The sequence below is a fragment of the Methylomonas sp. MgM2 genome (genome assembly GCF_054172045.1).
In genome coordinates this window covers 26,981-43,474 of record NZ_JBSYXO010000011.1, presented here as the reverse complement: position 1 = coordinate 43,474, position 16,494 = coordinate 26,981, and the positions used below count along the sequence as shown (strand labels likewise).

Here is a 16,494-nt window from a genome sequence, read left to right as displayed (position 1 = left end):
ATTGGCCCTCTTTTAACCTTGAAGAGGTAGGGATGATTTCCGAAACCATTGTCGAATTATCGCGTTGGCAGTTTGCGATAACAGCGATGCTGCATTTTTTGTTCATTCCGCTGACGCTAGGATTAGCCTTGTTCTTAGCATTGATGGAGACGGCGTATGTCTGGAAAGGGGATGTCGTTTATAAAACCATGGCACAGTTCTGGGGCAGGGTATTCGCCATTAATTTCGTACTGGCCCTTATCACCCGTATGCTGGTGATTTTCCAATTCGGCATGAACGGCTCGTATTTTTCGCATTTCGTGGGCGATATATTCGCATTACCTTTGGCGATTGAAGTCATAAGCAGCTTTCTGCTGGTGGCAGTTCTTTTTGGTCCGTATTGGTTCGGATGGGATAAATTCACTCCCAAACAGCATCTGTTTTTGACTTGGTTGATCGCAATTGCAGTGAATGCATCGGCTTTTTGGATTTTACTCGACAACGGTTGGATGCAAAACCCGGTCGGTGCAATTTTCAATTATGAGTCCTATCGGATGGAATTGAGTGACTTTAACCATGTCTTGAGCAATCCCGCCGTGATCGCAAAATACGTACACACGGTCGCGGCGAGTTACGCGATGTCGTCTGCGACGCTAATCGCGATCAGCGCTTATTTTCTTAAGCGTAATCCGAGTGACCGGATGGCACTACTGACTTGCAGGCTATCGGCCGGATTGGGGTTGGTTGCAATTCTGGTGACGGTCGGCTTCGGCGATGCCACGCCAAACTTAAATCACATGGTTCAACATGCCAAAAAAGCCGCTATTTCCGGAGAAACCGACCGGAATTTGTTGCCCGAGGTGGAAGCTCGCGTCCGTAACGGCATTAAGGCTTACGAACAACTGGAAAGGCTACGCGACGGCGATAGGACGCCGAGCTTGCTGAAGGATTTCGAACGCTATAGAGCCGATTTGGGCTACGCCTTGTTTTTGACGCCTATTCACAAACAGATCGTCGGGGCCAGCGATAAACAGATATCTCTGGCAGCGCAATCGGTTTTACCGGCGTATCCCGGTTTGATTCGCTGGGCATACCGGTTGATGATAGCCTGCGGCATGGCGAGCGTGTTGGTATTTGTGCTGGCTGTTTGGGGCGGCTTCCAGGCAAAATTGCTGCAATCGCTAATTAACCTGTTTATTTATTCAGCACCATTGCCCTGGATAGCCAGTGTCTTCGGCTGGATCGTTGCCGAGGTCGGAAAACAACCTTGGGCAATTTCAGGTATATTGCCGACCTTCTTAAGCGTTTCATCGGAATCCGTCACCCAATTAATCGTCAGTACAGCCGCATTCGCGCTGGCTTATGCTTTGCTTGCGGCAGCAGGTCTGTTTTTGATGCGGCAAGCGATATCGGGTCGCAGTGCTGCTATGAAGGGGGGATGAAGCATGCCATTCGAACTAGAAAGTTTGCGTTTGATCTGGTGGGGCATACTTGGCGCGGTCATGATCGTTTTCGCGATGTCGGAAGGATTGTCTTTGGGCATTACCTTGTTATTGCCGATATTGGGCAAGTCAGAGCACGAGCGGCGCTATCTGATTAAACAAGCGGCGCCAATCAGTCTGGCCAACATGGCCTGGCTCATCGTATTAATGGCAATCATGTTTGCGGCTTGGCCGATTGCGTATGCGGTATCGCTGTCTAGTTTTTATCCGGTATTGCTGTTGATGTTGTTGGCGATGTTATTCCGGCCGTTGGCCTTATATTTTCCCGAGACCGTTGGAAGCAATCAGTCGCGGCTTTATGTTAATAAAGCGATCGGCATAAGCGGGCTGATCCCGGCATCGCTGTTTGGGCTTTTGGCAGGCAATTTGTTGAAAGGCATACCGTTTCATTTAGAAAGCGATATGCAAATCCGCTTCTTGGGCGACTTCCGGGGCTTGTTCAACCTATTTGCGGTCTTAATCGCATTGACCTCCATTGCTTTGTTCGCAATGCACGGCGCGGTGTTTTTACAATCACGAACCCGTGGCGAACTTCAACAAAATGCGAAAGGGATGGCTATTCGTGCCGGCGTACTGTTTTTGGTTTTGTTTGCCTTAAGCGGATTATGGATTACCCGTTTGGAGGGATATCACATTAGTTCGGAACTGTCGCCAAACGACGCTTCCAATCCATTGGCTAAATTCGTCAAACGCGGCGAAGGTTTATGGTTGGATAACTATGAACATTTGCCCGTGCTTTGGGTAATCCCCGCATTCGCTTTCATCGGTGCGGCGGCTACCATATGGTTCGCAAGAGCGCATAAATCATACCGGGCCATGTTGGCAAGTTCATTGACCGTATGCATGGTAGTGTTGACTTTCGGCATCTCTATGTTCCCGTTTTTGTTGCCGTCGAATATTTCCTTGAATAGCTCTTTAACGGTTTGGGACAGTAGTGCCGGCGGTTTAAGTTTGCAAGTCTTGCTATGGGTAGCCGTTTTTGCGCTGCCGTTATTGGCGGTCTGCACTAGATGGCTATATGCCTTATTCAGCGATCAACACCAATCGAATTTCTCCGAAACGTCGGACGCGGAAACATCCGGAGAGCCCGGGGCGGAAATGACGGACTGACCGAAAAGGACGATTTGCATTGGCCGATTTATACACAGTCGGACCATGCACGCCGCAGATATCGGCATCTTTTGCAGATGGCGAGGTCCCTTGTTTTATGTTGTTTCGCTTTGGCTGGATATGATCTGTTTGGTTTGACTAGCGCGCCTAAATTTACGCCACACCGCGATAGCGGAAACGTGAAATTAAGCCGGTGGCCGCGGGGATTGCGGCAACCGGTTTTTTTGCCCGTTTCCTTGAAGGCGGCACAAATAGACGAACTGTAATTTCCCCCGCGGATTCGGAGTCAACTAAAGCCACCGCAATTTGACCTACCGTGCGTCAGATTTTGTTGGAACTATCTCGAAAATGATGATTTCGGCATCGCCTTTGCCGACATTTTCTACCGTCATTTCAGCGCCGGTTTCCCAAAACACTTCGCCCGGTCCGAACACAGTGGTTTGACCGCTATCTTCAACTTTCAATTTCCCTTTGAGCACATAGCGTGGCCCAGGGCCTTCGTGAGTGTGTAACGGCGTTTTATAGCCCTTTGGAAATTGCACACGGATAACTTTGGTCTCAACATCCTTGGACGTTAACGCTGCCTGCTTGCTTAACAACACTTGGCGTGAAAATTTCGCCGCCGCTTCATCGGCATTAACGACAGGGACGCTGGCGAACCCCAAACCTAATGCAGAAACCCAATAAAAAGTACGAGCTACATGCTTCATGATTTATGTCTCCTAAAAACATGGACCGGTTACGGTTTGCGTGATCAAAGCCGGTTCGATAGGCAGCATTCCCGATAGTTCCACTCTGTTTAGGGCGCCATAGATCGGGATAAACTTTACCCTCCGGCTTCATTGTGGATGTCCGTGGAGCTAGGGTCTGGTGAGTTGCTGTTTCAGTTACTGCTAGTTGAAGCGGCACCGTGCCTCTTGTGAACGTGTCGAGGACAGCTTGAGTCGTGAGCTTGAACGGCAACCATTCGCGGGATGTCTTCTCGACTGGACTTGAGCGTGGCGGTTTTGTAGCAATTTCGATTTCTTGCGCTCCGAGCAGAAATAATAGTGCGTACTGAGCCAACGGCATCCGTCGGTGGAATCGGTGTGGTTTCGCTGAAATTACATGTTACTGTTCGATGGAATTTCCTGCACGCTGTTTACTGGAAAAACGCGACGCCGTTTAACGAAATTAACCCTACAAGCCCATTATTGCGGACTTCATCTCGGGTGAAAGGGCATTAATTTCGCGGGAGATCATCGCATAAAGCTCCGTAGTCCACTCCGGAAGTGTGGCGTCAGCCTCCAAAGAGTAGACCCTGGGGTCGTGCGGGGCAATCACGACTTTCACATTTTCGGCGCCCACTTGCGCGGTGAGGACGAAAAGTTGTTCTATCGCTTCATCGCCCATGGCGAGACAGCCGATGGAGCGGGCGCTGCCGTGGATAAAAATATCCGAACCAGGATTAGTGCGACCTTCCTGCCAGGCATGGAAAAGGTCGAATTCGTTCGGGTAATTGATTTTCATCGACAAGTGGTAATGGCTGTTGGGATTCAGTCCGGCGATACGATAGATGCCTTCCGGCACCTGTTTATCCCCTTGGCGCAATTTCGGGCCGCTCACTCCACTGGCCGCCTGGATGTCATAGTTGCGTATAAACCGAAATTCGCCGCTGTCTCTGGCCCATATCTCCAATCTCTTTTCCTGTTTCAAGGCGATGTAGGTGGCTTCCCGCGGAGGATAAGAAACCTTAGCCTTCGAGAAATAGGGTTTCAGTTTATTTGCCGCGTTTGTGCCGTATATTTGCAAAATATTCTCCACCGTCCGCTGGCCGAGCGGCGGCGGTAGAAAAGGAGCCGGAAGGGGCCGGGTAGTCCGGGCCTGAGTCTGCGGTTTAACGCTGGTGGTGTCTAGCCTTTTGGCGTCGGGCTTGTGACCGGAGCACGCACCGAGCAATTCCATCAGGGCCAAGCCGGCGATGATTTTGGCGCTTGATTTCATAACGTATGCTGGAAACGAGGTGGGGACCGGAATAGTTTAGGTAAAATCACAATCGGTCTGCAAGCGCCATCTGATCAGCCCGGTGGATAGCCGTGTTTGAGGGCTTTGCAATTGGGCTAAAGGTGTCCATCCCGGGAGGCAATATTCACCAAGCAACATCACCAAGAATTCGTGTTACCGGGCCTTTGATCCTGGACCGGCGAACCGATAATCAAAATCCGTAAATTAGCCGGGTCTTCGGTCAATGATACCGCTCATCGGCGGACAAAAAGCAGGATGATCCGGAGCGGTCAAAGAACACTTCGATCTAAGCGATCGATATTCCATTTACGCGGCAGGATGTGTATATTTCAGGCCTAGGCTGAATTCAACCTTAACCACGGCACGCTCCAGTACTGTAATAGCGTTCGTTTCGGAGAAACCCAATCATGAAATCATTCACTTTTTTCAGTTTTGCGTCGCGATTTGTTGGTTCCGTACTGATTGTTCTCTTGACGTTCAATCCCAGCGGTCATTCATATTATCACTGGGTCAGTGACGCGATTGGCAATTCAGGGTTCGGTCCTGAGCATGCCTTTTCGGGTGTTGTGCTGTTGATTGGTTGGTTTATTCTGATTCGGTCGTCTTATCGCTCCCTCGGCCCGATCGGCCTATTTTTAGCCTCCGCTTTCATCGGAACCCTGGTTTGGTTACTCGACGACTACAAACTGATCAGCGCGGACACAAACAGCGCCATCGGTTGGACTGCGTTGATCAGCCTTTCCGCATTATTGGCTATAGGCATGTCATGGTCTCATGTCCGCCGACGTCTGTCGGGACAAGTCGATATGGACGAGGTCGGTGGTGAGTGAACGGTTAGTGAGTTGTTTATCTTCATTAGGCCGCAGCCGCGACGGCTGTTTTAAAGTCGGTCCGCGAACCGATTTCTAAATAATTTGTCGCGACAGCGACGCATATTCAAAATTCCCTATAGCCCCCGGAAGGAGAGGGGACGGCTCTATCTTTTGCAATAGTGGGAATTGCTAAATCCGGTACTCCGCCGACCTAGCATGCGCCGTCAAGCTTTCCCCCCTCGCCAACACCGAAGCTATTTTGCCGAGTTCGGAGGCGCCGGCAGCGGAACAATTGATCAAGCTGCTGCGTTTTTGGAAATCGTAGACGCCCAATGGAGACGAATAGCGGGCGGTGCTGGAGGTCGGCAGCACGTGGTTGGGGCCGGCGCAGTAATCGCCTAGGGCTTCGGCGGTATAGCGGCCCATGAAAATCGCGCCGGCGTTGCGGATTTGCCGGCAAAGATCTTCGGGGTCGGCGACCGATAGTTCCAGATGCTCGGGCGCGATGCGGTTGGCGACTTCGGCGGCTTCCGACAGGTTCTCGACCTTTATGAAGGCGCCGCGGCCGGTCATCGAAGCGCGGATGATGTCGGCGCGCTCCATGTCGGGCAGCAGCTTGTTGATGCCGGTTTCGACTTGATCCAAAAATTCGGCGCTGTGGCTGATCAAAATCGCTTGAGCGTTTTCGTCGTGTTCGGCTTGAGAGAACATATCCATTGCGATCCAATCCGGGTTGGTTTGGCCGTCGCAGATGATCAATATCTCCGACGGGCCGGCGATCATGTCGATGCCGACCTGGCCGAACACCAGTTTTTTGGCGGTCGCGACGTAGATATTGCCGGGGCCGACGATTTTATCGACGGCTGGCACGGTTTCGGTACCGTAAGCCAGCGCCGCGACGGCTTGGGCGCCGCCTATCGTGAACACGCGGTCGACGCCGGCGATATGGGCGGCGGCCAATACCATCGCATTGGTTTCGCCGCGCGGAGTGGGGACGACCATGATCAATTCGCCGACGCCGGCGACTTTCGCCGGAATCGCGTTCATCAATACCGACGACGGATAGGCCGCTTTGCCGCCGGGTACGTACAGGCCGGCTTTGTCCAACGCGGTGACTTTTTGGCCCAACAGCGAGCCGTCGGCTTCGGTAAATTGCCAGGATTGCATTTTTTGATGCTCGGCATAGGCGCGTACCCGATCGGCGGCGGTTTGCAGGGCATGGGCTTGTTCGGCAGGCAAGCGATCCCGGGCTTGCTGCAGCGCGGTTTTCGGCAGTTCCAATTGCGCGCCGGCCTTAAAAGCCGTGCCGTCGAAACGGTTGGTGTATTCGATCAAGGCCCGATCGCCGTTTCGACGCACGTCGGCGATGATGTCCAATACCCGTTTATGGATTTCCAGATCGTCGCTGGCGTCCCAGGCCAGACGCTGCTTCAACTGGGCGTCGAAATCGGCGGAAGAACTGTCGAGTCTAAGCATCTTGATCGGGGTCATGGTGTTACCTTTGCGCTAGGGTGTCTTCAAATTGGTCTATCAAGGATTGTATGGCTTGATGCTTCATTTTCATCGCGGCCTTGTTGACGACCAGGCGCGAGGTGATGTTGGTGATCAGCTCGCGCGGTTCCAAACCGTTTGCTTTCAAGGTGTTGCCGGTGTCGACCAAATCGACGATGCAGTCCGCCAAGCCGACTAAGGGCGCAAGCTCCATCGAGCCGTATAACTTGATGATTTCGGCCTGTATACCCTTGTCCGCGAAATAGCGTTGCGCGGTTTTGACGTATTTGGTCGCGACACGCAGGCGGCCTTTGACCGGCGGCGCGTCGACCGGGCCGGCCGTCATCAAGCGGCAGCCGGCGATGCCTAAATCCAACGGTTCGTATAGGCTTTCGGCGCCGTGTTCCAGCAAGACGTCTTTGCCGGCTATGCCCATGTCGGCGGCACCGTATTCGACGAAGGTCGGCACATCGGTGGCACGGATGATCACCAATTGCACGTCGGGCCGGGTAGTTTGCAAAATCAGTTTGCGGCTTTTATCCGGGTTCTCGGTGGGCGTGATACCGGCTTGTTCTAAAAAAGGTAGGGCCTCTTCATAGATGCGGCCCTTGGATACGGCGATGGTCAGCATGATTCTGTCGATATTAATTTGGGACGCGGCGGATGGATGCGCCCAGTTGGGTGAGTTTTTCTTCGATGTGATCGTAACCGCGATCGATATGATAAATACGGTCGACCAACGTATCGCCGTCGGCCACCAGGCCGGCCAATACCAAGCTGGCGGAAGCTCGCAAGTCCGTGGCCATGACGGGTGCTCCCGTCAGGCGGTCTATGCCGCTGATGATGGCCGTGTTGGATTCCAGTTTGATCTGCGAGCCCATCCGTTGCAGTTCCTGTACATGCATGAAGCGGTTTTCGAATACGGTTTCGGTGATCAGGCCGACACCCTCCGCCACCGAATTCAATGCGGTGAATTGGGCCTGCATGTCGGTCGGAAAGGCCGGATAAGGCGCGGTACGCACGGTGACCGCTTTAGGGCGCTTGCCGTGCATGTTTAATTCTATCCAGGTATCGCCGGTCGTGATTTCGGCGCCGGTTTCACGCAATTTGTCCAGTACCGCGTCCAGAGTGGTGGGGTCGGTTTTTTTCAACTTGACCCGGCCGCGGCTGATAGCCCCCGCCACCAAGTAGGTGCCGGTTTCGATGCGGTCCGGCAGAATTTCATAATGCAGGCCCGGTACCCCGAGTTTTTTGACGCCTTCGACAGTCAATATGTCGGTGCCGATTCCGCCGATTTTGGCGCCCATTTCGTTCAGAAAATTGGCGAGGTCCGATACTTCCGGTTCTTTAGCGGCATTTTCGATGATGGTGGTGCCTTCCGCCAAGGTGGCTGCCATCAGGATGTTTTCGGTACCGGTCACGGTAATTTTATCCAGGACCAAGCGGCAGCCCTGCAGGCGTTTCGCTTTGGCGTGTATGTAGCCGGCTTCGACTTGAATGTCGGCGCCCATTTTGATTAAGGCGTCGATATGAATGTCGACCGGACGGGTACCGATCGCGCAGCCGCCCGGCAGCGATACGTGTGCTTCGCCGAACCGGGCCAATAAAGGCCCTAATACTAAAATCGAAGCCCGCATGGTTTTGACCAGTTCGTAGGGGGCTTCATATTTATTGATAGAGCTGGAATCGACCTCAACGTTTATTTTTTCGTCGACCGTTACGCCCACGCCCATTTGGCCGAGCAGCTCCAGAGTGGTTGTGATATCGCGCAAGTGCGGAACATTGCCGACGCTGACAGGGCAGTCGGACAGCAGTGTTGCGGCCAAAATAGGCAGGGCGGCGTTTTTCGCTCCGGAAATGCGCAATTCGCCGTCGAGTGGTTTGCCGCCGGTGATCAGTAATTTATCCATGGATATCGTTTACAGAGTTTGGGGCCGTTCTGGGTGAACTGCCGGAATAATATTCAGTTTTGTCGAATCCGCTCAGTTTGGCCAGTGTCAGTAGCTGATCGGGGATGTTTTTGAAACGTAATTGCGCCCGTATCGCTCGACTCTGTTTGACCCATTCGATCATCAAGGCCAAGCCCGCGCTGTCGGTTTTGCCGACTTTTGCCAAGTCGATGCAAATCGTGTCGATGCCCTTTAGAAATTTGAAAGATTGCAATGTCTTTTTATCGATCGTGGCAAAAGTCAAATTGCCTTCGACGGTAAAATAGCCGGGCGACTGCTCGACGAGATGCAGCTTGGCCATTATTTCTCGTCCACCTTGTTCATCATGAATTTGCCTATCATTTCCTCCAATACGATAGCCGAACTGGTGATGTCGATTTGGCTCTTGTCCTTCAAAAATGCATCCGACGCACCGGGATCGATATTGATATATTGTTCGCCCAATAATCCCGCGGTATAGATGCTGGCGCCGGAATCGTCGGGCAAATTGTCGTATTGGGAGTCTATGTGCATTTCAACCACCGATTCGTGCGTGTCGTGGTCCAGTTTGATCGAGAACACGCGGCCGATACGGACGCCGGCAACCGATACCGCTGATTTGACTTTCAGACCGCCGGAGTTTTGGAAACGGGCGGTCACGGTATAGGTATCGCTGCTGGTGTAAGTGCCTAGATTACTGACTTGCAGTGCCATATAAAACAGCGAGGCAATGCCCGTGGCAACGAACAGGCCAACTAACGTGTCCTGAGTCTTCGAATGCTGCATGTTAATTATCTCCAAACATCAGTGCAGTTAAGATGAAATCGAGCCCGAGTACCGAAAAGGCGGAATTGACGACGGTACGGGTGGTGGCGCGGCTGACGCCTTCCGAAGTCGGGACGGCGTCATAGCCTTCGAATAGGGCAATCCACGACACAACGAAGCCAAACACGACGCTCTTGATGGTGCCGTTAACAACATCCTCATGAAAATCGATGCTGGCTTGCATTTGCGCCCAGAACGCGCCGTCGTCGACACCCAGCATGCCGACGCCGACTAAATGTCCGCCCATGATGCCGATCGCGCTGAATATCCCGGCCAATAAGGGCATAACCAGAAAGCCGGCTAGAAAGCGTGGAGAGATGATGCGGTTAATCGGATCGACGGCCATCATTTCCATGCCGGATAACTGTTCGGTTGCTTTCATCAAGCCGATTTCGGCGGTTAATGCCGAACCGGCGCGACCGGCGAATAGTAAGGCGGAAACCACGGGGCCGAGTTCTCTTACCAGCGATGCGGCAACCATGACGCCCAGCGATTCTTCCGCGCCGAAATCGGACAAAATGTTGAAGCCCTGCAGTCCCAGCACCATGCCGACGAATAGACCGGAAATACTGATAATCAGAAAAGACAGTACGCCGATGGAGTACATTTGTTTGATCAGCAAATTCGGACGCGGCAATATTTCCCGAACGCCCCCTAGGCTGTGTATCAGAAAGAACGTGCCGCGGCCTAGCTTGGCAAAGCTTTCTCGCGTGATTTTACCCAAGGATTCTAAGAATTCGAGCATATTTGGATTAAGGATTTAGCGATTGGTAAGCAAGTCGTCCATGTAATCATTCGCCGGATAGTGAAAATGCACGGGACCGTCGGCTTCGCCGTTCATGAACTGTTTCACCCAGGCTGAATTGGATTGGCCTAGTTGCTCAGGGCTTCCCTGGCCGACAATTTTGCCGTCCGATATGACGTAGATGTAGTCGGCTATGGCGGCCGTCTCGTGCACGTCGTGCGAAACGACAATACTGGTCAAGCCTAAAGTAGTGTTCAGGGATTTGATCAAGTGTAATAACACGCCCATCGAAATGGGGTCTTGTCCGGTAAATGGCTCGTCGTACATGATCATCATCGGATCCAAGGCGATAGCCCGTGCTAATGCGACTCGCCTCGCCATGCCGCCGGATAACTCACTCGGCATTAGCTCGCGAGCCCCGCGTAAGCCGACCGCATGCAGTTTCATTAGTACCAGGCTTCGGATCATCGATTCGGGTAAATGCGTGTGCTCGCGCAACGGAAAGGCCACGTTGTCGTAAACGTTCATGTCGGTCAAAAGAGCGCCGCTTTGGAACAACATGCCGATCCGCTTACGTAATTCGTACAAATCCTTGGTTCTCAATTCATGCACGTTTCGACCGTCCACGCGAATTTCGCCGGAATCCGGAAAAAGCTGGCCGCCGACCAATTTCAGCAATGTCGTTTTTCCTGTGCCGCTCGGTCCCATGATCGCGGTGACTTTCCCGCGCTGAATATCGAGGCTGATGTCGTCGAAAATTTTTCTGTTTCCGCGCGAAAAGCTCAAATTTTTGACGGAGACGATATGATTTGTTGGGCTTGCGCTATTAGGCATTTACCAGGTAATTATAAGAATTTTTAATTTGGATCGTCTATTTTCTATGAGGGATCAAAGATAAGTCAATGACTGCGGATGAAAACGTGAGTCATAACATGCAATAATAGTTCCTTTTTGGTCATGAGGTAAAAGTATTGGTGCGTGATCGGGACATTCAGGAGTTAGCGCAAGCGGTTATTCAAGCCGAAATGCAAGCCGTTGCCAAGTTGGTCGAACGCATCGATGAGCATTTTATCAAGGCGTGCCATCTGTTGCTGGCGTGTCATGGACGGGTTGTTGTCACGGGCATGGGAAAGTCCGGGCATATCGCCGGTAAAATAGCCGCTACCCTGGCCAGCACCGGTACTCCGGCTTTTTTCGTGCATCCCGGCGAAGCAAGCCATGGCGATCTGGGTATGATAACGCGGCAGGACGTGGTGCTGGCCTTGTCGAATTCGGGTAACACCGAAGAGATATTGACGATTTTGCCTATCATCAAACGCTTGGGGGTCCCGTTAATTGCCATGACCGGCAATCCGGAGTCGGCATTGGGCCGGTTGGCCAGCGTTCACATCAATGTCAGTGTCGATCAGGAGGCTTGCCCGCTGGGTTTGGCGCCGACTTCCAGCACGACGGCGGCTTTAGTGATGGGGGACGCTTTGGCCGTATCGCTATTGCAAAGCAAAGGTTTTACGCGCGATGATTTTGCCCTGTCGCACCCTGGTGGTAGTTTAGGTAAACGTTTATTGCTACAAGTCGGCGATATTATGCACAGCGGTTTGGAAATACCGAAGGTGGCTAACACGGTTCTGGTTAGCGAAGCCTTGCTGGAGATGACCGAGAAGAAACTGGGTATGACAGCCGTGCTTGATCGCGATCGGCGCGTAGAGGGCATTTTTACGGATGGCGATTTACGCCGCATGCTTGAAAAAGGCTTGGATGTGCATGCGACGCCGGTTTCCGATGTAATGACCAAGCCTTGTACGGTGATACAGGTCGACATTCTGGCGGCCGAAGCCATGCAAATCATGGAGGCCAAGAAAATCAACGCATTATTGGTGGTTGACGACGAACGGAATTTGCTGGGGGCATTGAACATGCACGATTTGCTACGGGCAGGAATCGTTTGAGTAGGGGATATGGTGGATTTGACACAGGAACAACGAGAGACCGTCAAGCAGTTAAGGCTTTTGATTCTGGATGTCGACGGTGTTTTGACCGATGGGCGCCTATTTTTCGATGATCATGGCCGGGAATATAAATGTTTTCATGCTCGCGATGGTCATGGGCTCAAATTGTTGCGGCAAAGCGGCGTCGACGTGGCTGTGATTTCAGGGCGTAAATCCAATTCGGTGACGTCACGCATGCAAAGTTTGGGGATTACCCGTGTTTACCAAGGACACGAAGACAAGCGATCGGCTTTTCTGGAAATATTGCGAACGCTTGATTTGAGTCCTAAGCACGTGGCCTATGTCGGAGACGATGTGCTGGATTTGCCGGTCATGATTCAGGTTGGGTTTTCCGTGGCGGTTGCCGACGCGAATTTTGCCGTCAAGCAACGAGCCAATTGGTGCACTCAAACCGCTGGCGGCTTGGGCGCTGTGCGCGAGGTCTGCGACCTGATCATGCAAGTCCAGGGTACGTTTGATGCAATGCTACAGAAATATTTATGACTTTTTGGGATAAATATCATCTTTATGTATATGTTGCGGTTGCCGCCTTGTTAAGCTGGTGGCTGCAGCAGATTTACGAGCAGCGCGCGACGGAAGCGCGGGTTGCGGAAAATAGCCCGGATTTTTTCAGTACGGGCTATTACAAAAAAGAAATGGATTTGGAAGGAATACCTAAAAATGAATTGATAGCCGATAAAATGCAGCATTACAAAGCGGATGGCAGCACGCATTTGGAAAAGCCTGTGATGACCTTGTACAACACGGATGCCGAACCTTGGATAATACAGGCGGAAATCGGCATTATGGCGGCCGATGGCGATCATCTGCAATTGAACGGGCATACGGTCATCAATCGTGAAGCGTCCGAGAATACCTCGGCCTTGAAGGTGATCACCTCCGATTTACGCGTGACACTGTCAAAAAATTATGCCGAGACAAAAGCCTGGGCCGAACTTATCAGCCCTCCGAATAAGACATCAGGAACCGGAATGGAGGTTACTTTTGTCAGTCCTATACATTTGAAGTTATTGTCTAATGTCAAAGGCCGCTATGAGATTGATTAGGTTGTTCGGTTTAATGTTATTGTTGCCGGCAGAGTTTGCGTTCGCGTTGAATACCGATTCGGAGCAACCCGTCTATATCGACTCCGACAACGCAGTTTACGATGAAAAAGCGGAAACCAGTACCTACACGGGGAATGTGATCGCAACCCAAGGGAGCATTAAAATTGATGCCGACAAGCTGGTGGTTTATATGAAAGATGGCGACATTATCAAGCTGGTTGCAACCGGTAATCCATCGCACTTTGAACAACTGCCTTCCGAAGGCAAAGATAAAATATATGGCGAAGGCTTGATCAATGAATTTTATCCCGAGAAAGACTTGTTGATATTTATGAAAAAAGCGTCGGTGCGGCAAGGCGATGCCAAACAATCGAGCGAGTACATCGAGTACGATACTAAAAACTCCTTATTGAAAGCGGGCGAGAAAAGCTCCGACGGCAAACGAGTCCATTCGGTGATCAAGCCGAAGGCGAAAACGAAGAATTAACATGACGCAATTGATTGCGGAACAATTATTTAAAAGCTATCACCGGCGTAAGGTCGTTAACGGCGTAAGCCTTACGGTCAACAATGGCGAGGTAGTTGGTTTATTGGGGCCGAACGGCGCGGGGAAAACGACCAGCTTTTATATGATGGTCGGTTTGGTTAAGGCTGATTCAGGCGAAATTATTTTGGATAATCAGCGAATTACCCATCATCCCATGCACAGAAGGGCTAGGTTGGGAATAGGTTATCTGGCTCAGGAAGCCTCGGTATTTCGTAAGCTCAGCGTCGCCGATAATTTGCGTGCAGTGTTGCAGATTCGGAACGATCTAACCGATGGTCAGATTGAATTGATGATAGACGAGCTATTGGGAGAGTTTGGAATCAATCATTTGCGCGATCAGCTTGCTTTAGGTTTGTCGGGCGGAGAGCGGCGACGGGTTGAGATCGCGCGAGCGCTTGCGTCAGAGCCTATGTTTATTTTACTTGATGAGCCATTTGCCGGCGTCGATCCGATATCCGTCCTGGATTTACAGAAAATCATTGCCCATTTGAAAAACAGAGGTATAGGGATCCTGATTACTGAACATAAAGTGAGAGAGACCTTGGAAATATGTGATCGTGCTTACATTCTTAATGGCGGACAAGTGATTGCCGAAGGGCAGTCGCGGGAATTGGTCGATAATGAGGAAGTTCGCAGAGTGTATCTAGGCGATACGTTTAGTTTATAGAGTTCGAGTGGTTATGAAGCAATCTTTACAGCTCAGAATTGGTCAGAGTTTGACAATGACGCCGCAGTTGCAGCAGGCGATTAAATTGCTGCAAATGTCCACTCTGGATCTTCAGCAGGAAATTCAGCAGGCGCTTGAATCCAATATGATGCTTGAAGTCGAAGAAGATGAACTGACAACATTGGAATACCGGGAAAAGAAAACCGAAAATACGGATCAAGTCACTAGTGAAGGTTCGCAAACCGATTTGCCGGATGAATTGCCGGTGGATGTGAGCTGGGACGATGTTTATGAAAGCGTGTTACCTGTTGGAGCGGGTGACGACTCGAATGAAACGGCCGAATTCGAGTCCTTTAGGAGTAAAACGCAAACATTGCAGGATCATTTGATGTGGCAATTGGAACTAACCCATCTTTCCGAAAGGGATTATGCCATCGGCGTCGCGATTATTGATGCGATCAACGACGACGGATACGTGGCGAGCGATTTGAACGATATCTATCAAGGATTATTGGAACAGCTGGACGATCTGGAAATGGATGAAGTCAAAGCGGTTTTACACATGATCCAGAATTTTGATCCGGTCGGTGTTGGCGCGCTCGATTTGGCCGACTGTTTGCGCCTGCAGTTGCTGCAATTGCCGAACGACACGCCGTATAAATCCGATGCGATCGATTTTGTGTGTCGTCATCTGGACTTGTTGACCAGTTGTGATCAGATCCGCTTAATGAAGCGAGTTGGTTTCTCCGAGGAGCAATTGAAGGGGGTATTGGCTTTGATTAGAAGCCTTGACCCGAAACCGGGCGCTCGCCTGCAGGAAACCGATGTGGAATATATCGTACCGGATGTATTCGTGATTAAAGTCAAAGATCAATGGCAGGTCAGTTTGAACCCTGACATTGCACCCAAGTTACGCGTCAATCCGTTCTATTCCGGTATGATTAAGCGTGCCGATAGTAGTCAGGATAATGTCAGCATGAAAAATCACCTGCAAGAAGCGCGCTGGTTTATCAAGAGCTTACATAGCCGCAACGATACGCTGCTACGTGTGGCCAAGAGCATTGTCGAAAAACAAGGTGAATTTTTCGAGCACGGACCTATCGCGATGAAAGCGATGGTGCTCAGAGACATTGCCGAAGAATTGGGGTTACATGAATCGACCATCTCCCGAGTAACCACGCAAAAATATATGCATACCCCGCAGGGCGTGATCGAATTTAAATATTTCTTCTCCAGCCATGTCAGTACGGACGGAGGTGGCGAGTGTTCGGCTACGGCTATTAGAGCACTGATAAAAGAATTGGTTGGTAATGAAAACCCGGCCAAGCCATTAAGCGATAGTAAAATATCCGACTTATTGAACGAGAAAGGGATTAACGTGGCGCGTCGTACCATTGCCAAATACCGCGAAGCCATGTCGATTCCTTCCACTAGCCAGCGGAAAAGGCTGATTTAACTAACTGGAAGTACATTTTTAATAAACAGGAGTATTCCATGCAAGTCAGTATCACAGGTCATCACGTAGAAGTTACCGAGGCTTTGAAAGCCTATGTCGAAGAAAAGATTAGCAAAATCAAGCGCCATTTCGATAACGTGGTTGATGTTCATGTCATTTTGACAGTTGAAAAGCTACAGCAAAAGGCGGAGGCGGCTGTACAAATCAGTGGCGCAAAACTTTATGCCGAAGATACGCAAGAAGACATGTACGCTGCGATCGATTTTATGGTTGACAAACTAGACAGGCAAATTGTCAAACACAAAGAAAAATTACATAGCCATCGCTAATTAGCTATCGGAGGACAGGGCGGCTTACTCCGCCCTGTTTGATCGTT

At 51.0% G+C, this 16,494-nt stretch carries 19 protein-coding genes; 10 read left to right on the top strand and 9 right to left on the bottom strand.

From position 1 onward, the window contains the following. The first annotated feature begins 32 nt into the window (after window positions 1–32). Together ACW73I_RS10430 and cydB are read left to right on the top strand one after the other, a co-directional pair. Window positions 33–1,421 carry a cytochrome ubiquinol oxidase subunit I gene (locus ACW73I_RS10430; protein ID WP_458029247.1) on the top strand — a complete coding sequence of 463 codons (1,389 nt, stop codon included), beginning with the start codon at window positions 33–35 and terminating at the stop codon, window positions 1,419–1,421. A 3-nt stretch (window positions 1,422–1,424) separates the two neighbouring features. Beyond that, a complete protein-coding gene (gene cydB, locus ACW73I_RS10425) occupies window positions 1,425–2,591 on the top strand; it encodes a cytochrome d ubiquinol oxidase subunit II (protein ID WP_458029245.1) in 1,167 nt (388 codons plus the stop codon). A 311-nt stretch (window positions 2,592–2,902) separates the two neighbouring features. Here the strand turns inward: cydB and ACW73I_RS10420 are convergent, their stop codons facing one another. Then, window positions 2,903–3,301 carry a cupin domain-containing protein gene (locus ACW73I_RS10420; RefSeq protein ID WP_458029244.1) on the bottom strand — a complete coding sequence of 133 codons (399 nt, stop codon included), beginning with the start codon at window positions 3,299–3,301 and terminating at the stop codon, window positions 2,903–2,905. A 469-nt stretch (window positions 3,302–3,770) separates the two neighbouring features. Next, entirely contained in the window at window positions 3,771–4,574 is an 804-nt protein-coding gene (locus ACW73I_RS10415) for a L,D-transpeptidase family protein (RefSeq protein WP_458029242.1), read from the bottom strand. 428 nt (window positions 4,575–5,002) lie between these two features. Here ACW73I_RS10415 and ACW73I_RS10410 point away from each other — a divergent pair, with 428 nt between their 5' ends. After that, window positions 5,003–5,425, top strand: a complete 423-nt coding sequence (locus ACW73I_RS10410) for a DUF6524 family protein (RefSeq protein ID WP_458029241.1) — start codon at window positions 5,003–5,005, stop codon at window positions 5,423–5,425. 171 nt (window positions 5,426–5,596) lie between these two features. On the opposite strand, the gene hisD is transcribed toward ACW73I_RS10410, so the two are convergent. The 7 genes from hisD to ACW73I_RS10375 are packed head-to-tail and all read right to left on the bottom strand — an operon-like array spanning window position 5,597 to window position 11,230. Further along, window positions 5,597–6,898, bottom strand: a complete 1,302-nt coding sequence (gene hisD / locus ACW73I_RS10405) for a histidinol dehydrogenase (RefSeq protein WP_458029239.1) — start codon at window positions 6,896–6,898, stop codon at window positions 5,597–5,599. Window positions 6,899–6,902: 4 nt separating this feature from the next. Continuing rightward, window positions 6,903–7,529, bottom strand: coding sequence for an ATP phosphoribosyltransferase (gene hisG / locus ACW73I_RS10400; protein WP_458029238.1), 627 nt, complete (start codon window positions 7,527–7,529; stop codon window positions 6,903–6,905). Window positions 7,530–7,542: 13 nt separating this feature from the next. After that, window positions 7,543–8,808, bottom strand: a complete 1,266-nt coding sequence (gene murA, locus ACW73I_RS10395; RefSeq protein ID WP_458029237.1) for a UDP-N-acetylglucosamine 1-carboxyvinyltransferase — start codon at window positions 8,806–8,808, stop codon at window positions 7,543–7,545. Continuing rightward, a complete protein-coding gene (locus tag ACW73I_RS10390) occupies window positions 8,801–9,148 on the bottom strand; it encodes an STAS domain-containing protein (protein WP_458029235.1) in 348 nt (115 codons plus the stop codon). Before ACW73I_RS10390 ends, murA begins: the two co-directional genes overlap by 8 nt. Further along, a complete protein-coding gene (gene mlaD, locus ACW73I_RS10385; protein WP_458029234.1) occupies window positions 9,148–9,612 on the bottom strand; it encodes an outer membrane lipid asymmetry maintenance protein MlaD in 465 nt (154 codons plus the stop codon). The genes ACW73I_RS10390 and mlaD overlap by 1 nt, the downstream gene beginning before the upstream one ends. 1 nt (window position 9,613) lies before the next feature. Next, complete coding sequence (gene mlaE / locus ACW73I_RS10380) at window positions 9,614–10,396, bottom strand: lipid asymmetry maintenance ABC transporter permease subunit MlaE (protein WP_458029233.1); 783 nt, start codon at window positions 10,394–10,396, stop codon at window positions 9,614–9,616. Window positions 10,397–10,411: 15 nt separating this feature from the next. Next, window positions 10,412–11,230 carry an ABC transporter ATP-binding protein gene (locus ACW73I_RS10375; RefSeq protein WP_458029231.1) on the bottom strand — a complete coding sequence of 273 codons (819 nt, stop codon included), beginning with the start codon at window positions 11,228–11,230 and terminating at the stop codon, window positions 10,412–10,414. Between the two features lie 191 nt (window positions 11,231–11,421). Here ACW73I_RS10375 and ACW73I_RS10370 point away from each other — a divergent pair, with 191 nt between their 5' ends. The 7 genes from ACW73I_RS10370 to hpf are packed head-to-tail and all read left to right on the top strand — an operon-like array spanning window position 11,422 to window position 16,447. Then, window positions 11,422–12,342, top strand: a complete 921-nt coding sequence (locus ACW73I_RS10370; RefSeq protein ID WP_458029357.1) for a KpsF/GutQ family sugar-phosphate isomerase — start codon at window positions 11,422–11,424, stop codon at window positions 12,340–12,342. Between the two features lie 9 nt (window positions 12,343–12,351). Beyond that, the gene (gene kdsC / locus ACW73I_RS10365; RefSeq protein WP_458029229.1) at window positions 12,352–12,885 is read left to right on the top strand and encodes a 3-deoxy-manno-octulosonate-8-phosphatase KdsC; all 534 of its coding nucleotides are present in this window, start codon (window positions 12,352–12,354) and stop codon (window positions 12,883–12,885) included. Continuing rightward, on the top strand, window positions 12,882–13,448 hold the full coding sequence (gene lptC / locus ACW73I_RS10360; RefSeq protein WP_458029228.1) for an LPS export ABC transporter periplasmic protein LptC: 567 nt from the start codon (window positions 12,882–12,884) through the stop codon (window positions 13,446–13,448). Before kdsC ends, lptC begins: the two co-directional genes overlap by 4 nt. After that, entirely contained in the window at window positions 13,435–13,935 is a 501-nt protein-coding gene (lptA, locus tag ACW73I_RS10355) for a lipopolysaccharide transport periplasmic protein LptA (protein WP_458029226.1), read from the top strand. Before lptC ends, lptA begins: the two co-directional genes overlap by 14 nt. Window position 13,936: 1 nt before the next feature. After that, a complete protein-coding gene (lptB, locus tag ACW73I_RS10350; protein WP_458029224.1) occupies window positions 13,937–14,662 on the top strand; it encodes an LPS export ABC transporter ATP-binding protein in 726 nt (241 codons plus the stop codon). Window positions 14,663–14,675: 13 nt separating this feature from the next. Beyond that, entirely contained in the window at window positions 14,676–16,118 is a 1,443-nt protein-coding gene (locus ACW73I_RS10345; protein WP_458029223.1) for an RNA polymerase factor sigma-54, read from the top strand. Window positions 16,119–16,156: 38 nt separating this feature from the next. Then, on the top strand, window positions 16,157–16,447 hold the full coding sequence (gene hpf, locus ACW73I_RS10340; protein ID WP_458029222.1) for a ribosome hibernation-promoting factor, HPF/YfiA family: 291 nt from the start codon (window positions 16,157–16,159) through the stop codon (window positions 16,445–16,447). Window positions 16,448–16,494: the final 47 nt, after the last annotated feature.